This is a genomic window from Sphaerisporangium sp. TRM90804 (genome assembly GCF_029846175.1).
Taxonomy (GTDB): Bacteria; Actinomycetota; Actinomycetes; order Streptosporangiales; family Streptosporangiaceae; genus Sphaerisporangium.
Window position 1 is genome coordinate 130,094 of record NZ_JARWAC010000007.1, and the last position, 13,068, is coordinate 143,161.

At 72.4% G+C, this 13,068-nt stretch carries 11 protein-coding genes; 5 read left to right on the forward strand and 6 right to left on the reverse strand.

The genetic code is table 11. The features are described 5' to 3' along the window. Nucleotides 1-23: 23 nt before the first annotated feature. The 3 genes from PYR91_RS08045 to PYR91_RS08055 all read right to left on the reverse strand — a co-directional run bounded on the left by PYR91_RS08045 (nt 24) and on the right by PYR91_RS08055 (nt 5,129). Nucleotides 24-779: an ABC transporter ATP-binding protein gene (locus tag PYR91_RS08045; RefSeq protein WP_279778622.1), complete on the reverse strand. Its 756-nt coding sequence runs from the start codon at nt 777-779 to the stop codon at nt 24-26. 133 nt (nt 780-912) lie between these two features. Then, the gene (locus PYR91_RS08050) at nt 913-2,130 is read right to left on the reverse strand and encodes an ABC transporter substrate-binding protein (protein ID WP_279778623.1); all 1,218 of its coding nucleotides are present in this window, start codon (nt 2,128-2,130) and stop codon (nt 913-915) included. Nucleotides 2,131-2,318: 188 nt separating this feature from the next. Then, a complete protein-coding gene (locus PYR91_RS08055; RefSeq protein WP_279778624.1) occupies nt 2,319-5,129 on the reverse strand; it encodes a glycosyl hydrolase in 2,811 nt (936 codons plus the stop codon). 514 nt (nt 5,130-5,643) lie between these two features. Here PYR91_RS08055 and PYR91_RS08060 point away from each other — a divergent pair. Then, complete coding sequence (locus tag PYR91_RS08060; protein WP_279778625.1) at nt 5,644-6,285, forward strand: response regulator transcription factor; 642 nt, start codon at nt 5,644-5,646, stop codon at nt 6,283-6,285. Between the two features lie 51 nt (nt 6,286-6,336). Continuing rightward, on the forward strand, nt 6,337-6,741 hold the full coding sequence (locus PYR91_RS08065) for a pyridoxamine 5'-phosphate oxidase family protein (protein WP_279778626.1): 405 nt from the start codon (nt 6,337-6,339) through the stop codon (nt 6,739-6,741). On the opposite strand, the gene PYR91_RS08070 is transcribed toward PYR91_RS08065, so the two are convergent. Then, nucleotides 6,734-8,428 (reverse strand): GAF domain-containing sensor histidine kinase, encoded by a 1,695-nt coding sequence (locus tag PYR91_RS08070; RefSeq protein WP_279778628.1) that lies wholly within the window; start codon nt 8,426-8,428, stop codon nt 6,734-6,736. The genes PYR91_RS08065 and PYR91_RS08070 overlap by 8 nt on opposite strands. Nucleotides 8,429-8,478: 50 nt before the next feature. Beyond that, on the reverse strand, nt 8,479-9,459 hold the full coding sequence (gene cydB / locus PYR91_RS08075) for a cytochrome d ubiquinol oxidase subunit II (protein ID WP_279778629.1): 981 nt from the start codon (nt 9,457-9,459) through the stop codon (nt 8,479-8,481). Nucleotides 9,460-9,641: 182 nt separating this feature from the next. Here cydB and PYR91_RS08080 point away from each other — a divergent pair, with 182 nt between their 5' ends. The 3 genes from PYR91_RS08080 (at nt 9,642) to PYR91_RS08090 (ending at nt 12,087) form a co-directional block, all read left to right on the forward strand. Further along, nucleotides 9,642-10,076 carry a pyridoxamine 5'-phosphate oxidase family protein gene (locus tag PYR91_RS08080; RefSeq protein ID WP_279778630.1) on the forward strand — a complete coding sequence of 145 codons (435 nt, stop codon included), beginning with the start codon at nt 9,642-9,644 and terminating at the stop codon, nt 10,074-10,076. 343 nt (nt 10,077-10,419) lie between these two features. Then, entirely contained in the window at nt 10,420-10,977 is a 558-nt protein-coding gene (locus PYR91_RS08085) for a hypothetical protein (RefSeq protein WP_279778632.1), read from the forward strand. Between the two features lie 333 nt (nt 10,978-11,310). Further along, nucleotides 11,311-12,087, forward strand: coding sequence for an SDR family NAD(P)-dependent oxidoreductase (locus PYR91_RS08090; RefSeq protein WP_279778634.1), 777 nt, complete (start codon nt 11,311-11,313; stop codon nt 12,085-12,087). A 245-nt stretch (nt 12,088-12,332) separates the two neighbouring features. On the opposite strand, the gene PYR91_RS08095 is transcribed toward PYR91_RS08090, so the two are convergent. Then, on the reverse strand, nt 12,333-12,992 hold the full coding sequence (locus PYR91_RS08095; protein WP_279778635.1) for a class I SAM-dependent methyltransferase: 660 nt from the start codon (nt 12,990-12,992) through the stop codon (nt 12,333-12,335). Between the last annotated feature and the right edge of the window lie 76 nt (nt 12,993-13,068).

Below are 13,068 nucleotides of genomic sequence, written 5' to 3' on the forward strand. Positions count from 1 at the left end.
CGGGCGGAGCCGGGCCTGGGTGTTCATGAGGCCGCTCCCAGGTAGGCGGAGACCACCAGGGGGTCGGCGCGGACCTCGGCGGGGGTGCCCTCGGTGATCACCTCGCCGAGGTTGAGCACGGTGATCCGGTCGGCGAGCCGGGTGACGAACGCGACGTCGTGCTCCACGAGCATGATCGTGAGGCCGCCGGCGCGCAGCTCCTCGATCAGCGTCGCGAGGGCCTCGCGCTCCGCCGCCCGCAGGCCCGAGGCGGGCTCGTCCAGCAGCAGGAGCCGCGGCCCCGCGCACAGGGCACGCGCCACCTGCATCGAGCGCTGCTGCCCGAGCGGCAGCAGGCCCGCCTCGCGGCCGGCCCACTCCGTCAGGCCCACCCGCTCCAGCGCCTCGTCCGCGCGCCGCGCGATCTCCCGCTCGTCGCGGCGGTGCCGGGGGAGCCGCAGCGCGGCCGCGGCGAAGCCGGCGCGCGTGCGCCCGTGCGCCCCGACCATGACGTTCTCCCTGACCGTCATGCCGCGGAACACCCGCGCGCCCTGGAAGGCGATGGAGACGCCGAGGCGCGCGCGCCGGTGCGCCGGGAGGCGCTCGATGCGCTCGGACCCGAGGGAGATGGCGCCCCCGTCGGCGGCCAGGTGGCCGGTGATCAGGGAGAACAACGTGGACTTGCCCGCGCCGTTGGGCCCGATCACGCCGCGCACCTCCCCCTCGGCGATGTCGAGGCTGACCTCCCGCACGGCGTAGACGCCTCCGAAGGAGCGGGACACCCCCTTGACGCTCAGCAATTCCTACTCCGTCGGCTCGGGCGGGCCGCCGCGACCCGGGTGGACGAGACGGCCCGGGTGGGCGGGGCGGCCCGGGTACACGTGGCCGGTGCCACGACGGGACAGGCCGGTCGGCGCATCCGCGCTGCCCGCCCTACTCGGCGGAGACGGTCTTGGTGAGCTGCTCCTTGGCCCACTCGGTGGGGACGAACTGGCCGTCCTTGACGGTGTTGACGGAGATGTACTCGGGCCGCAGCCCGGAGTGGTCGGTGGCCGAGTACCGGAACCGGCCGTTGGGGGTGATCAGGTCCATGTTCTCCAGCGCCTGCCGCACCTTGGCCTTGTCGGTGCCGCCGGCCTTCCTGATCGCCTCGAACAGCAGCAGGCTGGCGCTGTAACCGTCCTGGGCGAACTGCGGCGGCGGGTAGCCGTACTTCTGCTTGAACGGCGTGGCCATCTGGTCGATGACCTGCTTCTGCTTGCTGTCGGGCAGATGGTCGCCCACGACGCCGATGGCGCTCTGGACGGTCATGCCCTCGGCGTCCGCGCCCATCGGCTCCAGCCAGAGCTTGCTGGCCTGCGACCCGGTCAGCAGCAGCGGGACCTTCAACCCCGAGGCGGCGTACTGCTTGCCCGCCGTGACCCCCGGCGCGCCCGACCCCCAGAAGACCAGGGCCTGCGCGCCCGACTCGCGCACGTGGGTGAAGACGGCGCTGAAGTCGGACGTGGTGGTCTCGTACGGCTCGTCGGCGACGATGGTGACCCCGTACTTGGCCGCCAGGGCCGTCATCGCGGCGTTGCCGGAGACGGAGTAGGCGCTCTTGGTGTCGTGCGCCACGGCGATCTTGGTGATGTCCTCCGCCTGCAGGTACTGCAGGTACCGCTCGGCGTACATGCTCGACAGCGCGGGCGTGACGAAGATGTGCGGCTTGATGGGCTCGACCTGCTCCTGCGCCGGGGCGAGGGAGAGGTAGGGGATCTTCGCGCGCTCGGCCAGCGGCTCGACCGCGAGGGCGGAGTTGGAGAACACCGGCCCGATCAGCGCGTCGATCTGCCCCTTGATCTGGTTGAACGCCACGATGCCCTGGTCGGGGGCGGTCTTGTCGTCGCGCTGGACGAGCTCCACCTTGCGCCCGAGCAGCCCGCCCTGGGCGTTGACCTGCTCGACCGCGAGCTCGACGGCCTTCTTGTCCTCGCTGCCGAGCGGGGTGTAGTTGCCGGTGAGGGAGACGATGAGGCCGACCCTGATGGGGCCCGCGCTCCCGCCTTCGGACTCCCCGGCCCCGCCGCATGCCGTCGCCACCAGGGCGAGACAGGCGATCGCTGGGATGAGCTTGCGCACGTGCGCCTCCTGGAGGTCGTGTCGCGGCACCCAGGCTCCGCGCGTGCCTCCGTCACGCCGACACGGCCACCGCGGGGGGGTAAAGCGTGTGATCAGGCTCTGATCGCCCTGAATTTAGGCACGCCTCTTACGGCTGTCAATACATATGTGAGAGCCGTCGCCCAGCGGTGAAAGCGATCGCCCGAGCGGACGCCCGGGCGATCGCCGTCATACGAGGATCAGTTGAAGGGGAGGTTCAGGACGGAGCGGTTGCCGACGCCCAGCGAGATCGGGTTCGAGCCGATCGCGCTCCAGACTTCGAAGCGCACCCGGCCGTTCCTGAGGTTGCCGAGCGTTCCGGAGGACGAGCTGAGCCCGGCCGCCTGGGTGTAGTGCTCCCATCCGGTCACCGGGTCGGTGGCCATGTACCGGTAGGTCTCCACCCGGTCGTAGCTGCCGTCACCGGTGAGGTCGTAGGAGACGCGGGCCTGCGCGCCGTTGGCGACGAAGCTCCCGGAGTCGACGAACAGGTCGAACCCGGTCGCGCCGCCGGTGTAGTTCATGGTCACGCCGGTCGCGGTGTAGACCAGCGGGTTGTACGGCGTGCCGTCGTGGTTGGTGCCGCCGGCCGAGGGGATCGAGTCGGCTCCCGCCGCGCCCGCGGTGCCCGCCAGGCCGCCCCCGGTCACCAGGTACCGCACGGGCGCCTGCGGATCCGGCGTCGGGGTGGGCGTGGGGGTGGGAGTGGGCGTGGGGGTCGGATCGGGGTCGGGCGCGCCGCCGGCGCTGGTCGCCGTGGAACCGGCCGGCACGGCCAGCGTGCGGCCGTCCGAGAACGTCACCGTGCGGGCGGCGGTGCCGTAGTTGTGCGCCACGTAGGTGCGGGTGCCGCCGGAGGTGAAGACGGCGGCCGTCGGGCTGTTGGCGGTCACCCCGGCGTCGACCAGGCCCAGCCTGGCCAGGTTGTAGATCCAGTGATAGGTGTGCGCCTTGGAGTCGCCCGACTCGGGGCTGTAGGAGTTCCAGCCGGCGTCCCAGTTCGCCTTCGCGGCGGCGGGGTCGCCGAGCGCACGGTACTTCCAGATGATGTCGCGCCACTCGACCGCCGGGCCGCCGTTGTTGGCCTCCAGCTCGGCGATGCCGGCCCGCACCTCGGCGGGGTAGAGCCCGTGGTAGAGCGAGCCGCTGGTGACGGGCAGGTAGTTGATGCCGTGGATCTCCTCGGGGTTGCCGGTCCACCAGGTGGCGTAGGCTCCGCCGTTGCTCCAGACCATCCCGACGGTGTCGTGGCCGAACGCGGCGGGGAACACCGTGTTGTCGGCGTCGAACCAGTACTGGGCGATCGTGGCCGACTGCGTGGTGTAGAGGTAGATGCCGAGGTCACGCAGGCCGGTGTCGCCGGTGGCCGCGCCCAGCAGCAGGGCCGCCGCGGCGAAGTTCATGCCCTCGGACGTCGACTCCTCGTTGTTGCCGGCGGCGAAGCCCTGGTGGCCGGAGGCCCAGCCGTGGCCGGCGTAGGCGTCGAAGTTGCGCAGGAACGGGAACCTGGTGTCGCTTCGGTCCCAGTTGTTGGCGTCCCTGGCCAGGAGCTTGGCCATGCCGCCCCACTGCGCGTCGGACGCCCACGCCTTGTCGTACCGCGCCACCGTGGCGGCGGCCATCATGTAGTAGCCGTAGTGGAAGTGGTGGTCGTTGAGCTCGGTGTCGCTGCCGTACGAGGCCGGGTAGCCGGTGAGCGCGCCCCAGGCGGCGTCGTAGCGGAAGCCCTCCCCGCCGGCGGTGAACCAGCTCTGCAGCTCGGCCTTGAGCAGGCCGAGCAGCTTGTCGCGCGAGGTGGTGTCACCGAGCTGCGCGGCGATCGGCACGAGCTGCGAGAGCCGGCCGAGTGCCTTGCCCGCCCAGTAGGTGTCGCCGGCGCCCTTCCAGGGGTCGGCGGCGTTGGCCTCCTGCCGGACGAAGTCGCCCAGCCGCGCCCGGTCGTAGGCGCCGAGGTCGGGCAGCGACGGCAGGACGCCGTGGAAGGTCTGCCGGGTGGTGAACGTGCCGCCCTCGCGCAGCTTCATCGTGCCGCGCGGCGACACGTAGGTGTAGCTGGTGAGCGCGTCGGGGCTGGTCAGCCACTGGTGCCGGTACAGCGCCTGCAGGGTGCCGGTCTGGGTGCCCTCCTTGGCGCTGGTCGTCGCGGTGTAGGTGGTCGTCAGCCTGGCGGCGGCCTCGTCGTACGCCCAGCTCACCCGGGTGTCGGTGACGAAGGAGTAGGCGTACTTGGCGAACAGGTCGAGCGCGGCGCGCGAGGGCAGCGCGGCGACGGAGTAGTAGTTCCTGCCGCCGAGCGCGGCGGTCACCGTGGTGCCCGCGATGCTCCAGTCGGTGCCGGTGGGCGCGAACAGGGCGTAGTCGTGCCCGTTGACCGTGGCGCCGAGCACGTTGCCGCGGTCGGCCCAGATGGTCGGCGTGGCCACGAAGGACACCTGCGCGTTGCCGCCGGTCGGGGTGGCGTACACGAAGGGGAGCCCGTGCCCGATCGTGGCGCGCAGGGTGCGGGTGCCGTCCGACCAGTACGGGGTGACCGTCCAGTCGCCCCAGCCGTCGACCTCGGTGCGCGGCGCGTTGAGGCCGGTCACGCCGAGGGTGAGGTCACGCGCGTGGTCGTAACTGTATTGACTGGCGGAGATCGACGGCGTGGTCGGGTAGCTGACCTCCAGGCCGCCGGCGACCGCGTGGAAGGCCATGGGGTGGGCGTACATGTTCTCGGAGTACGGGTTGCCCGCGTACCTCTGGAAGGCCAGCGAGGACCACCAGTCGTTGGTCGGGACCTTGCCCGTGACGTTCGCGGTGACCTTGGGGGTGACCGCCGCGCCGGCGCTGTTGGTGGGGCCGGATGCGCCGGCGGGGAGGTCGGTCGTGTAGCTGCCGGCGCCGACGCTGATGGTGGCGGCGTCGGCCGCGGTGGCGGGGACGACGGCGAGCAGGCCGGCCACCAGCATCGTGGCCGTGAGCCCGGCGGACCGCCGCCTCGGTGAGGGTTTGGCGGGGGATTCGAAGATCATGCGTTAGGACACTTCCGTCGTGAGGGGTGGGCCGGCCCGCCTGCGGCGAGGCGATGACCGGCGACGACTCTGTACGGCAGGCGCGACGCCGTTCGTGCCCGCACATGGCTGCGAACCCGGGATTCGCACACACGTAACGTGTTCGTAACTCTCTCGGTGTCGCTGACGCTAGATCCCCCGACAGGCGGTGTCAACCGCCGGAAAAAGGTTTCTCGACACCGTGAGAACGCTCTCTGCGACTCCCCGTCGCCTTCCAGGCGAAACGCCCAGCGGCCCCGGAAACACCTTCTCGAAACTTCCGCCTTCGCCATACAGACCGGGGTCCACCGGGGTGCCCTTCCAGCGCGCCGCTCCATCCAGGAAGATCGGTCTCGTGTCTTCCCGTCTCCGAAAGCGCTCTCCTGAAGATCAAGTTTTGTGGGGTGCGGAAGCCGTCCGGCGGGGGGTGCCGGAGGGGCGGGCAGGGACCTAGGCCCCTACCGCCGGGCGGCGAACACGGCCTAAATTCGGGGGCATGATTCGCGTTTTCCTGCTCGACGATCACGAGGTCGTCCGTCGCGGCGTCGCGGCCCTGCTCGACTCCGAGGACGACATCGAGGTCATCGGCGAGGCCGGCACGGCCGAGTCGGCGATCGCCCGCATCCCGGCGCTGCGGCCCGACGTGGCGGTGCTGGACGTCCGGCTGCCCGACGGCAGCGGCGTCGACGTGTGCCGCGAGGTGCGTTCCCGGCTCCCGGAGCTGGCCTGCCTGATGCTCACCTCCTACGCCGACGACGACGCGCTGTTCGACGCCGTCATGGCCGGGGCCTCCGGCTACGTGCTCAAGCAGATCCACGGCTCCGACCTGGTCGGCGCGGTGCGGACGGTGGCCGGCGGCCAGTCGCTGCTCGACCCGCAGACCACCGCCGCGATGCTGCACCGGCTGCGCGACCAGGCCGCGAGGAAGGACCCGCTGGCCGGCCTGTCCACCCAGGAGCGCCACATCCTGGAGCTGATCGGCGAGGGCCTGACCAACCGCCAGATCGGCGAGCGCATGTTCCTGGCGGAGAAGACCGTCAAGAACTACGTCTCCAACCTGCTGAGCAAGCTCGACATGCAGCGCCGCACCCAGGCCGCGGCCTTCGCCGCGCGGATGAAGGCGGAACGGCACGAGTGACGTGACTTTGGTCCCTCATCCTGGACGTCAGGACGAGACACGCTGGTAGACATGAAAGTCGACTCGGCCGGACTACGCGTGCTGACCCGCCACGAGTGCCTGCACCTGCTGACACAGACCCCCATCGGGCGCATCGTGTTCACCGATCGCGCCCTGCCCGCCGTCCAGCCGGTCAACTACCACTTCGACGGCGTGCACATCGTCATCCGCACCACCGCGGGGTCCAAGCTGGCCGCCGCCACCCGCAACGCCGTGGTGGCCTTCGAGGCCGACGAGATCGACCCGCAGGCGCGCACGGGATGGTCGGTGACGGTCGTCGGGCACGCCAGGACCGCGACGGAACCGGCCGAGGTCGAACGCCTGACCGCGCTGCCGCTGCACCCGTGGGCGCCGGAGAGCCGTGACCACTTCATCGTTATCCCGGTGGAGCAGGTCTCCGGGCGCCGCCTCATGTGAGGGGCGCGCTCCAGACCACCCGTGTCCCGCCCCCGTCGCCCGCCCGCTCCGCCGTGAACTCCCCGCCGAGCTGGGTGGCACGGTCGTACAGGTTGCGCAGGCCGCTGCGCCGGCCGTCGGGCGGCAGGCCCACGCCGTTGTCCCGGACGACGAGCACGACCCGGCCGCCGGTCACCTCCGCCGACACCTCCGCCTTGGACGCCTTGGCGTGCCGCACCACGTTCGACAGGGCCTCCTGCAGGACGGCGAGCAGGTGGTCGGCCACCGGCCCGGGCACCGCGTTGTCCAGCCGGCCCTCCATGCGCAGCCCCGGCATGAAGCCGAGGTGGCCGCGCGCGCTCTCGACCAGGTCGACGATCCGGGTCCGCAGGCTGGGATCTCCGGTGCCGCGCGGCACCTGGAGCGCGAAGATCGTGGAACGGATCTGCCGGATCGTCTCGTCGAGCTCGTCCACCGCGTGCTGCACGCGGGTGGCCGCCTCGGGGCGCTCGACCAGCCGCACCACGCTCATCAACGTCATCGCGACCGCGAACAGGCGCTGGATGACGACGTCGTGCAGGTCCTTGGCGATGCGGTCGCGGTCCTCCAGCAGGCCCAGGCGCTCGGCGTCCTCGCGGGCCTCGGCCAGCTCCAGCGCGATGGCGGCCTGGCCGGCGTAGGCGTGCAGCATGCGCAGCGTCGACGGCGTGAACGGGAACCGGCCCGACCGCTTGCCCAGCCCGAGCACGGCGCGCACCGAACCGGCCGCGCCGAGCGGCACCGCCGCCGCCGGGCCCAGCGGCGGGCCGGACGGCCAGGGGAAGTCGCCGGCGTCCAGGTCGCTGACCATCCGCGGCTCGCCGCTCGTGTACGCGGCGCCGGGCAGCGAGCCGTCCACGGGCACCTCGGTGCCGATCAGCCCGTCGGCCCCCTCGGCGTACATCACCCGGAGGGTCTCGCCCTCCTCGGCGGGGAACAGGACCGTTGTGACGTCGGCGTCGGCCATCTCGCACACACGGACGGCCACCCGGGTCAGCACCTCCTCGGCGCCCGCGCCCGACAACAGGCTGGTCGTGACCTCCGAGGACGCCTGGAGCCAGATCTCCCTGCGGCGCGTGTCCTCGTACAACCGGGCGTTCTCGATGGCGACCCCCGCGGCCGTGGCGAGCGCGATGACGACGGCCTGGTCCTCCTCGTCGAACTCGGCCCCGCCCCGCTTCTCGGTCAGGTAGAGGGTGCCGAACACCTCGTCGCGCACCCGCAGCGGCACGCCCAGGAACGAGCCCATCGGCGGGTGGCCGGGCGGGAAGCCGTACGACTCGGGATGTTCGGAGATGGACGGCAGCCGCAACGGAGCCGGCTCCTTGATCAGCAGGCCCAGCAGGCCGAGGCCGTGCGGCCAGTGCTCGATGCGGGCGATCTCCTCCTCGGACAGCCCGACGGGGATGAACTCCATCAGCGTGCCGCCGTCGCCGACCACGCCGAGCGCGCCGTAGCTGGCGTCCACCAGCCGGGTCGCCGTCTCGACGATGCGGCGCAGCACCGCTTCCAGCTCCAGGCCGCTGCCCACCGAGACGACGGCCTCCAGCAGCGTGTGCACCCGGTCGCGGGTGGCCAGGACGGCTTCCAGTCTCGTCTGGAGCTCCGAGAGCAACTCGTCCAGCCGCATGTGAGGGATCAGGGGCCGGCCGGGGTCTCCGAGGGTCATGGAAGGGATTGTTCCACCCGCCGGCCACACCCGCCCATCCCAACGGCCGCTCACGCTCCGCGGCCGGCGGTCAACCGCTTGCGGAACACCCAGCACGTCCACGCCTGGTAGGTCAGCACCACCGGCGTGAGGATCCCCGCCACCCAGGTCAGGACGCTCAGCGTGTACGGCGTCGAGGAGGCGTCGTAGACCGTGAGGGTGTTGGCCGGGTCCAGCGCCGGCATGACGTTCGGCCACAGGTTCATGAACAGGGTGGCGGTGACCGCGACGATCGCGGCCGCGTTGGCGGCGAACGCCCAGCCGTCCCGGCGCCGCACCGTCGCGACCAGCGCCGCGGCCACCGCCATGACGGCCATGGCGGCGGTGAGCCAGGTGACCGGCTTGCCGGAGTCGAGCTCGGTGGTCACCAGGAACGCGCCGACGACGACCAGCGCGACCAGGCCCAGCCTGCGGGCCGCGCGGGCCGCCGCCGCTCGCAGCTCCCCCTCGGTGCGCAGGGCGAGGAACACCGCGCCGTACAGCGCGAACAGCACGAGGGTGGCCGCCCCGCCGAGCAGGGCGTAGGGGTTGACCAGCGTCAGCGGCGAGCCCCTGTACGCGTGGCCGACGTCCAGCGGCACACCGTGGACGATGTTGGCGAACGCCGCGCCCCACAGGAACGACGGGATGAGCGAGGCCCAGAAGAACGCCCGGTCCCACCCCCGGGCGCCGTCGCTCCCGCGGTGGTACGCCAGGGCGGCCATCCGGATGATCACCGCCGCCAGGATGAGGAGGAGCGGCAGGCGGAAGCCGCTGAACAGGGTGGCGTACCACGCGGGGAAGGCCGCGAAGGTGGCGGCGCCGGCCCCCAGGAACCAGACCTCGTTGCCGTCCCAGACCGGCCTGATCGACTCGGCGACGGCCCGGCGCTCGGCCTCGTCCCGGGCCAGGAACGGCAGCACGACCCCGACGCCGAAGTCGAAGCCCTCCAGGACGAAGTACCCCGCCCACAACATCGCGATGAGGACGAACCAGACGGTTGTCAGCTGCATGAGCGGGATTTCCCTCCAAGGTGCTCGGCCGCCTTCCCAGCGTGTGGCACGGGCGCCGGCCGCCCAAGGGGCCGCCGACCCCACACGCAGGGCCATTGGTCCCGGCCGCCGGAGCCCATCGGCCGTGTCGGCCCGGGGCCGGGGCGGGAAGACTGGGATCGGAGACGACGAAAGGACGACCCATGTCTGAGACGGCGAACACCACCGCCCACCTTGAGGAGCTGGGCGAGGAGGAGTGCCTCGCGCTCATCTCCCCCGGCGGCATCGGCCGGGTGGCGTTCGGCGGTGCGCCGGGGCCGACCGTGCTCCCGGTGAACTACCGCGTCCTCGACGGCGCGATCGTGTTCCGCACCCGCACCGGCGGCGCCATGGACGAGGACCTGCGCTCCGGCATCCGCGGCCTCGACATCAAGATCGCCTTTGAGGTGGACGACATCGACGCGGCCGAGCACCGGGGGTGGAGCGTCCTGATCCAGGGCCCGGCCCACCACATGTCGAAGGACGAGGTGGCCGCCCTGCCCGGCTCCGCCGCGCACCCGTGGGCCGGCGGCGACCGCGACCACTACGTCCGCATCATCCCGATGCGCATCACCGGCCGCCGCATCACCGCACTCTGATCCCGCCCTCGGAAGGCGCGCCGGACACCCGGCGGCACGATCCACGACGAGCCGAGAAGGGCCTCATCCGACCCCGGATGAGGCCCTTCTCGCGTGCGTCCCGCCACCGCGAGCCGGCGTGATGGCCGGGCTCGCCCATAAGGAGCCGTGGACGGCCGGCGGACCCGGGTGAGGTGGCCGCGCCCCCGATGAGGGGCGGGCGGGGCGATCCGCCGAAGGTCCCGAATCGGGCGGGACGTCTGGCCGGAGGGTGGAGTCGTACGGCACTGCTCGTGGGAGCGGCCAGACGATGTCATTGAGTCAAGCAAGAACAGTGACCCCCGCACTGAAAGCGAGGCCAGCCATGGCACTCACCGAAGGACGCCACCAGAACGCCACCCACGCCCCCGTGCCGGCCGGCCAAGCCGAGGTGCTCAACCGCCCCGCCCGTCACGTGTTCGCCGTCGCCCGCCTGGCCCTCGGCTGGGTCTTCCTGTGGGCCTTCCTCGACAAGCTGTTCGGCTGGGGTCTCGCCACGCCGGCCGAGCGCGCCTGGCTCAACGGCGGAAGCCCGACCACCGGGTTCCTCAAGGGCACCGGCGAGAACACCTTCGGCGCCTTCTTCGCCGGCCTGGCCGGTCAGCCCTGGGTCGACTGGCTGTTCATGATCGGCCTGCTCGGCATCGGCACCGCCCTCATCCTCGGCATCGGAATGAACATCGCCGCCATCACCGGCGGCCTGCTGCTGGTGCTGATGTGGGCGGCCGAGCTGCCGCTGGCCAACAACCCCTTCATGGACGACCACCTCGTCTACGCCGTCGTCCTGGCCGGCCTGGCCCTGATCGGCGCCGGCAACACCCTGGGCCTGGGCGAATGGTGGGGCCGCACCGACCTGGTCCGCCGCTACCCGATCCTCAAGTAGCCATCCGTGGCACCGCTCCCGCGCCCGCCCTCGACCGACGAGGACGGGCGCCGGCGTGTGCGCCCCGAAACAGGTACGACGTCCCCGCCCTCACCCCTGAGGGCGGGCATCGGCATGTCCACCCCGTCACGTTGGCGGACCCGCTCCCCACCCCTTGGGGAGCGGGCATCGGCATGCCCACCCCGCACGCGCGTGGCCGGCCCGCTCCCCACCCCGAGGGCGGGCGTCGGCGTCCGCGCCATGGGTGCGGCGGACGGGTAGCCGTGCGCCGGGTTCTCACGCTTCGTGGTAGGACCGTCGGTGACAGGTGTTCGCGAGTGGGGGGAGTGACCCGTGGCCCGTGTTCTCGTCACCGGATCGAGTACCGGTCTGGGGTTGATGGCCGCTCAACTGCTCGCCCGGGAGGGGCACCGCGTCACGCTGCACGCCCGGGACGAGGCGCGCGCCGGTGACGCCCGGGCGGCGCTTCCGGAGGCCGAGGCCGTCGTGACCGGTGACCTGTCGAGCCTGGCGGAGACACGGGCGGTCGCCGAGCAGGCGAACGCGCTGGGTCGCTACGACGCCGTGATCCACAACGCGGCCGTCGGCTACCAGGAGCCGCGCCGCGTCGCGACGGCCGACGGGCTGGCCCACGTGTTCGTCGTCAACGTGGTGGCGCCGTACCTGCTGACCGCGCTGATCACGCCGCCCCGCAGGCTGGTCTACCTCAGCTCCGGCATGCACCGGGGCGGCACCGCCGACCTGGCGGACCCCCAGTGGACTTCTCGCCGGTGGAACGGCCCCCAGGCGTACTCCGACAGCAAGATGTACGACATCCTGCTCGCGTTCGGGGTGGCCCGCCGGTGGCCCGACGTGCTGTCCAACTCGGTGGACCCCGGCTGGGTGCCGACCAGGATGGGCGGCCCCGCCGCCCCCGACGACCTGTCGCTGGGCCCGAAGACCCAGGCCTGGCTCGCCGTCAGCGACGACCCCGCCGCCACCGTCACCGCCCGCCACTTCCACCACCAGCGCCCCCGGACCACCGCGCCCGACGCCCTCGACGAGAAGAGACAGGACGCCCTCCTCGACTACTGCGCCGGCCTGACCGGAACCCCGCTCCCCCGCCCCTGACCCGCGCAGGTCTGCGGCGCGGCGGTTCCCGGCCGGCCACTGGCGATCGAGGCGGCACCGCCCGTGACAAGCGGCACCCCTGTGGGAAGCCGTTCGCGCAACCCGCCCGCCGGTGATCGGGGCACGACCGCATCTCGGAACCCGCCCGCCGGTGATCGACGTGCGAGCCACGCGGGAATCCACCCCGTCGGTTGTCGACGTGCGAGCAACGCGGGGACCGCCCGCCGATGACGGCCCTGAGGGCTTCAGGCGGCGGACGGGTCCCGGCCGGTGCGTACTGCGAGCGCGAGGTAGCGGTCGTCGCCGTCGTCGCAGGCGGTGAGGGTCCACCCGGTGCCGGCGAGCAGGGGGCGCAGGTTGGGCTCGGCGCGCACGTCACCGGCGTCGGGGACGCGGCCGTGGCGGGCCGCCAGCGCCGCGCGGCCCACCGGGTGGAACAGCGCCAGCCGGCCGCCCGCGACGGTGACCCTGGCCAGTTCCGCCAGCACCGCCGCCGCGTCGGGAAGGTGCCCGACCAGCCCTGCGGCCAGCACGCCGTGCACGACGCCGTCGCGCAGCGGAAGGCGTGCGGCGTCGCCGACCAGCAGGTGCCCCCACGCGCCCCGGCCCCTGTCTCTCGCGGACCAGATCATGCTCGGCGTGACGTCGACGCCGACGACGTGCCCGGCGCCGCCCACCGCCGCCCGCAGGGGCGCGAACGCCCTGGCCGTGCCGCACCCGGCGTCCAGCACCGTCGCCCCGGGTTCCAGCGCCAGCTCAGCCACCGCGGCGGCGAAGGCGGGGTCGTCATCGGGGAACTTCTCGTCCCACCCCGCCGCCCGGGCGGCGAAGAACTCCTGGGTCTCGCGCAGATCCCGCCGCTCCCGGCGCCCGGCCGTGGAGGCCCCGCCCTGTTCCTCGTTCATGATCACTTCTCGTCGCTCGCCGGAAGCCGCCTGCCAAGCACGATATGCCACCCCCGTGAAGCGTCCGGGCGTCAGT

Bases quoted from the DNA above. Each gene is read 5' to 3' on its own strand.
- PYR91_RS08055 (WP_279778624.1), bottom strand. From the start codon at position 5,129: ATGATCTTCGAATCCCCCGCCAAACCCTCACCGAGGCGGCGGTCCGCC.
- PYR91_RS08065 (WP_279778626.1), top strand. From the start codon at position 6,337: ATGAAAGTCGACTCGGCCGGACTACGCGTGCTGACCCGCCACGAGTGC.
- PYR91_RS08085 (WP_279778632.1), top strand. From the start codon at position 10,420: ATGGCACTCACCGAAGGACGCCACCAGAACGCCACCCACGCCCCCGTG.
- PYR91_RS08080 (WP_279778630.1), top strand. From the start codon at position 9,642: ATGTCTGAGACGGCGAACACCACCGCCCACCTTGAGGAGCTGGGCGAG.
- PYR91_RS08060 (WP_279778625.1), top strand. From the start codon at position 5,644: ATGATTCGCGTTTTCCTGCTCGACGATCACGAGGTCGTCCGTCGCGGC.
- cydB (WP_279778629.1), bottom strand. From the start codon at position 9,459: ATGCAGCTGACAACCGTCTGGTTCGTCCTCATCGCGATGTTGTGGGCG.
- PYR91_RS08070 (WP_279778628.1), bottom strand. From the start codon at position 8,428: ATGACCCTCGGAGACCCCGGCCGGCCCCTGATCCCTCACATGCGGCTG.
- PYR91_RS08095 (WP_279778635.1), bottom strand. From the start codon at position 12,992: ATGAACGAGGAACAGGGCGGGGCCTCCACGGCCGGGCGCCGGGAGCGG.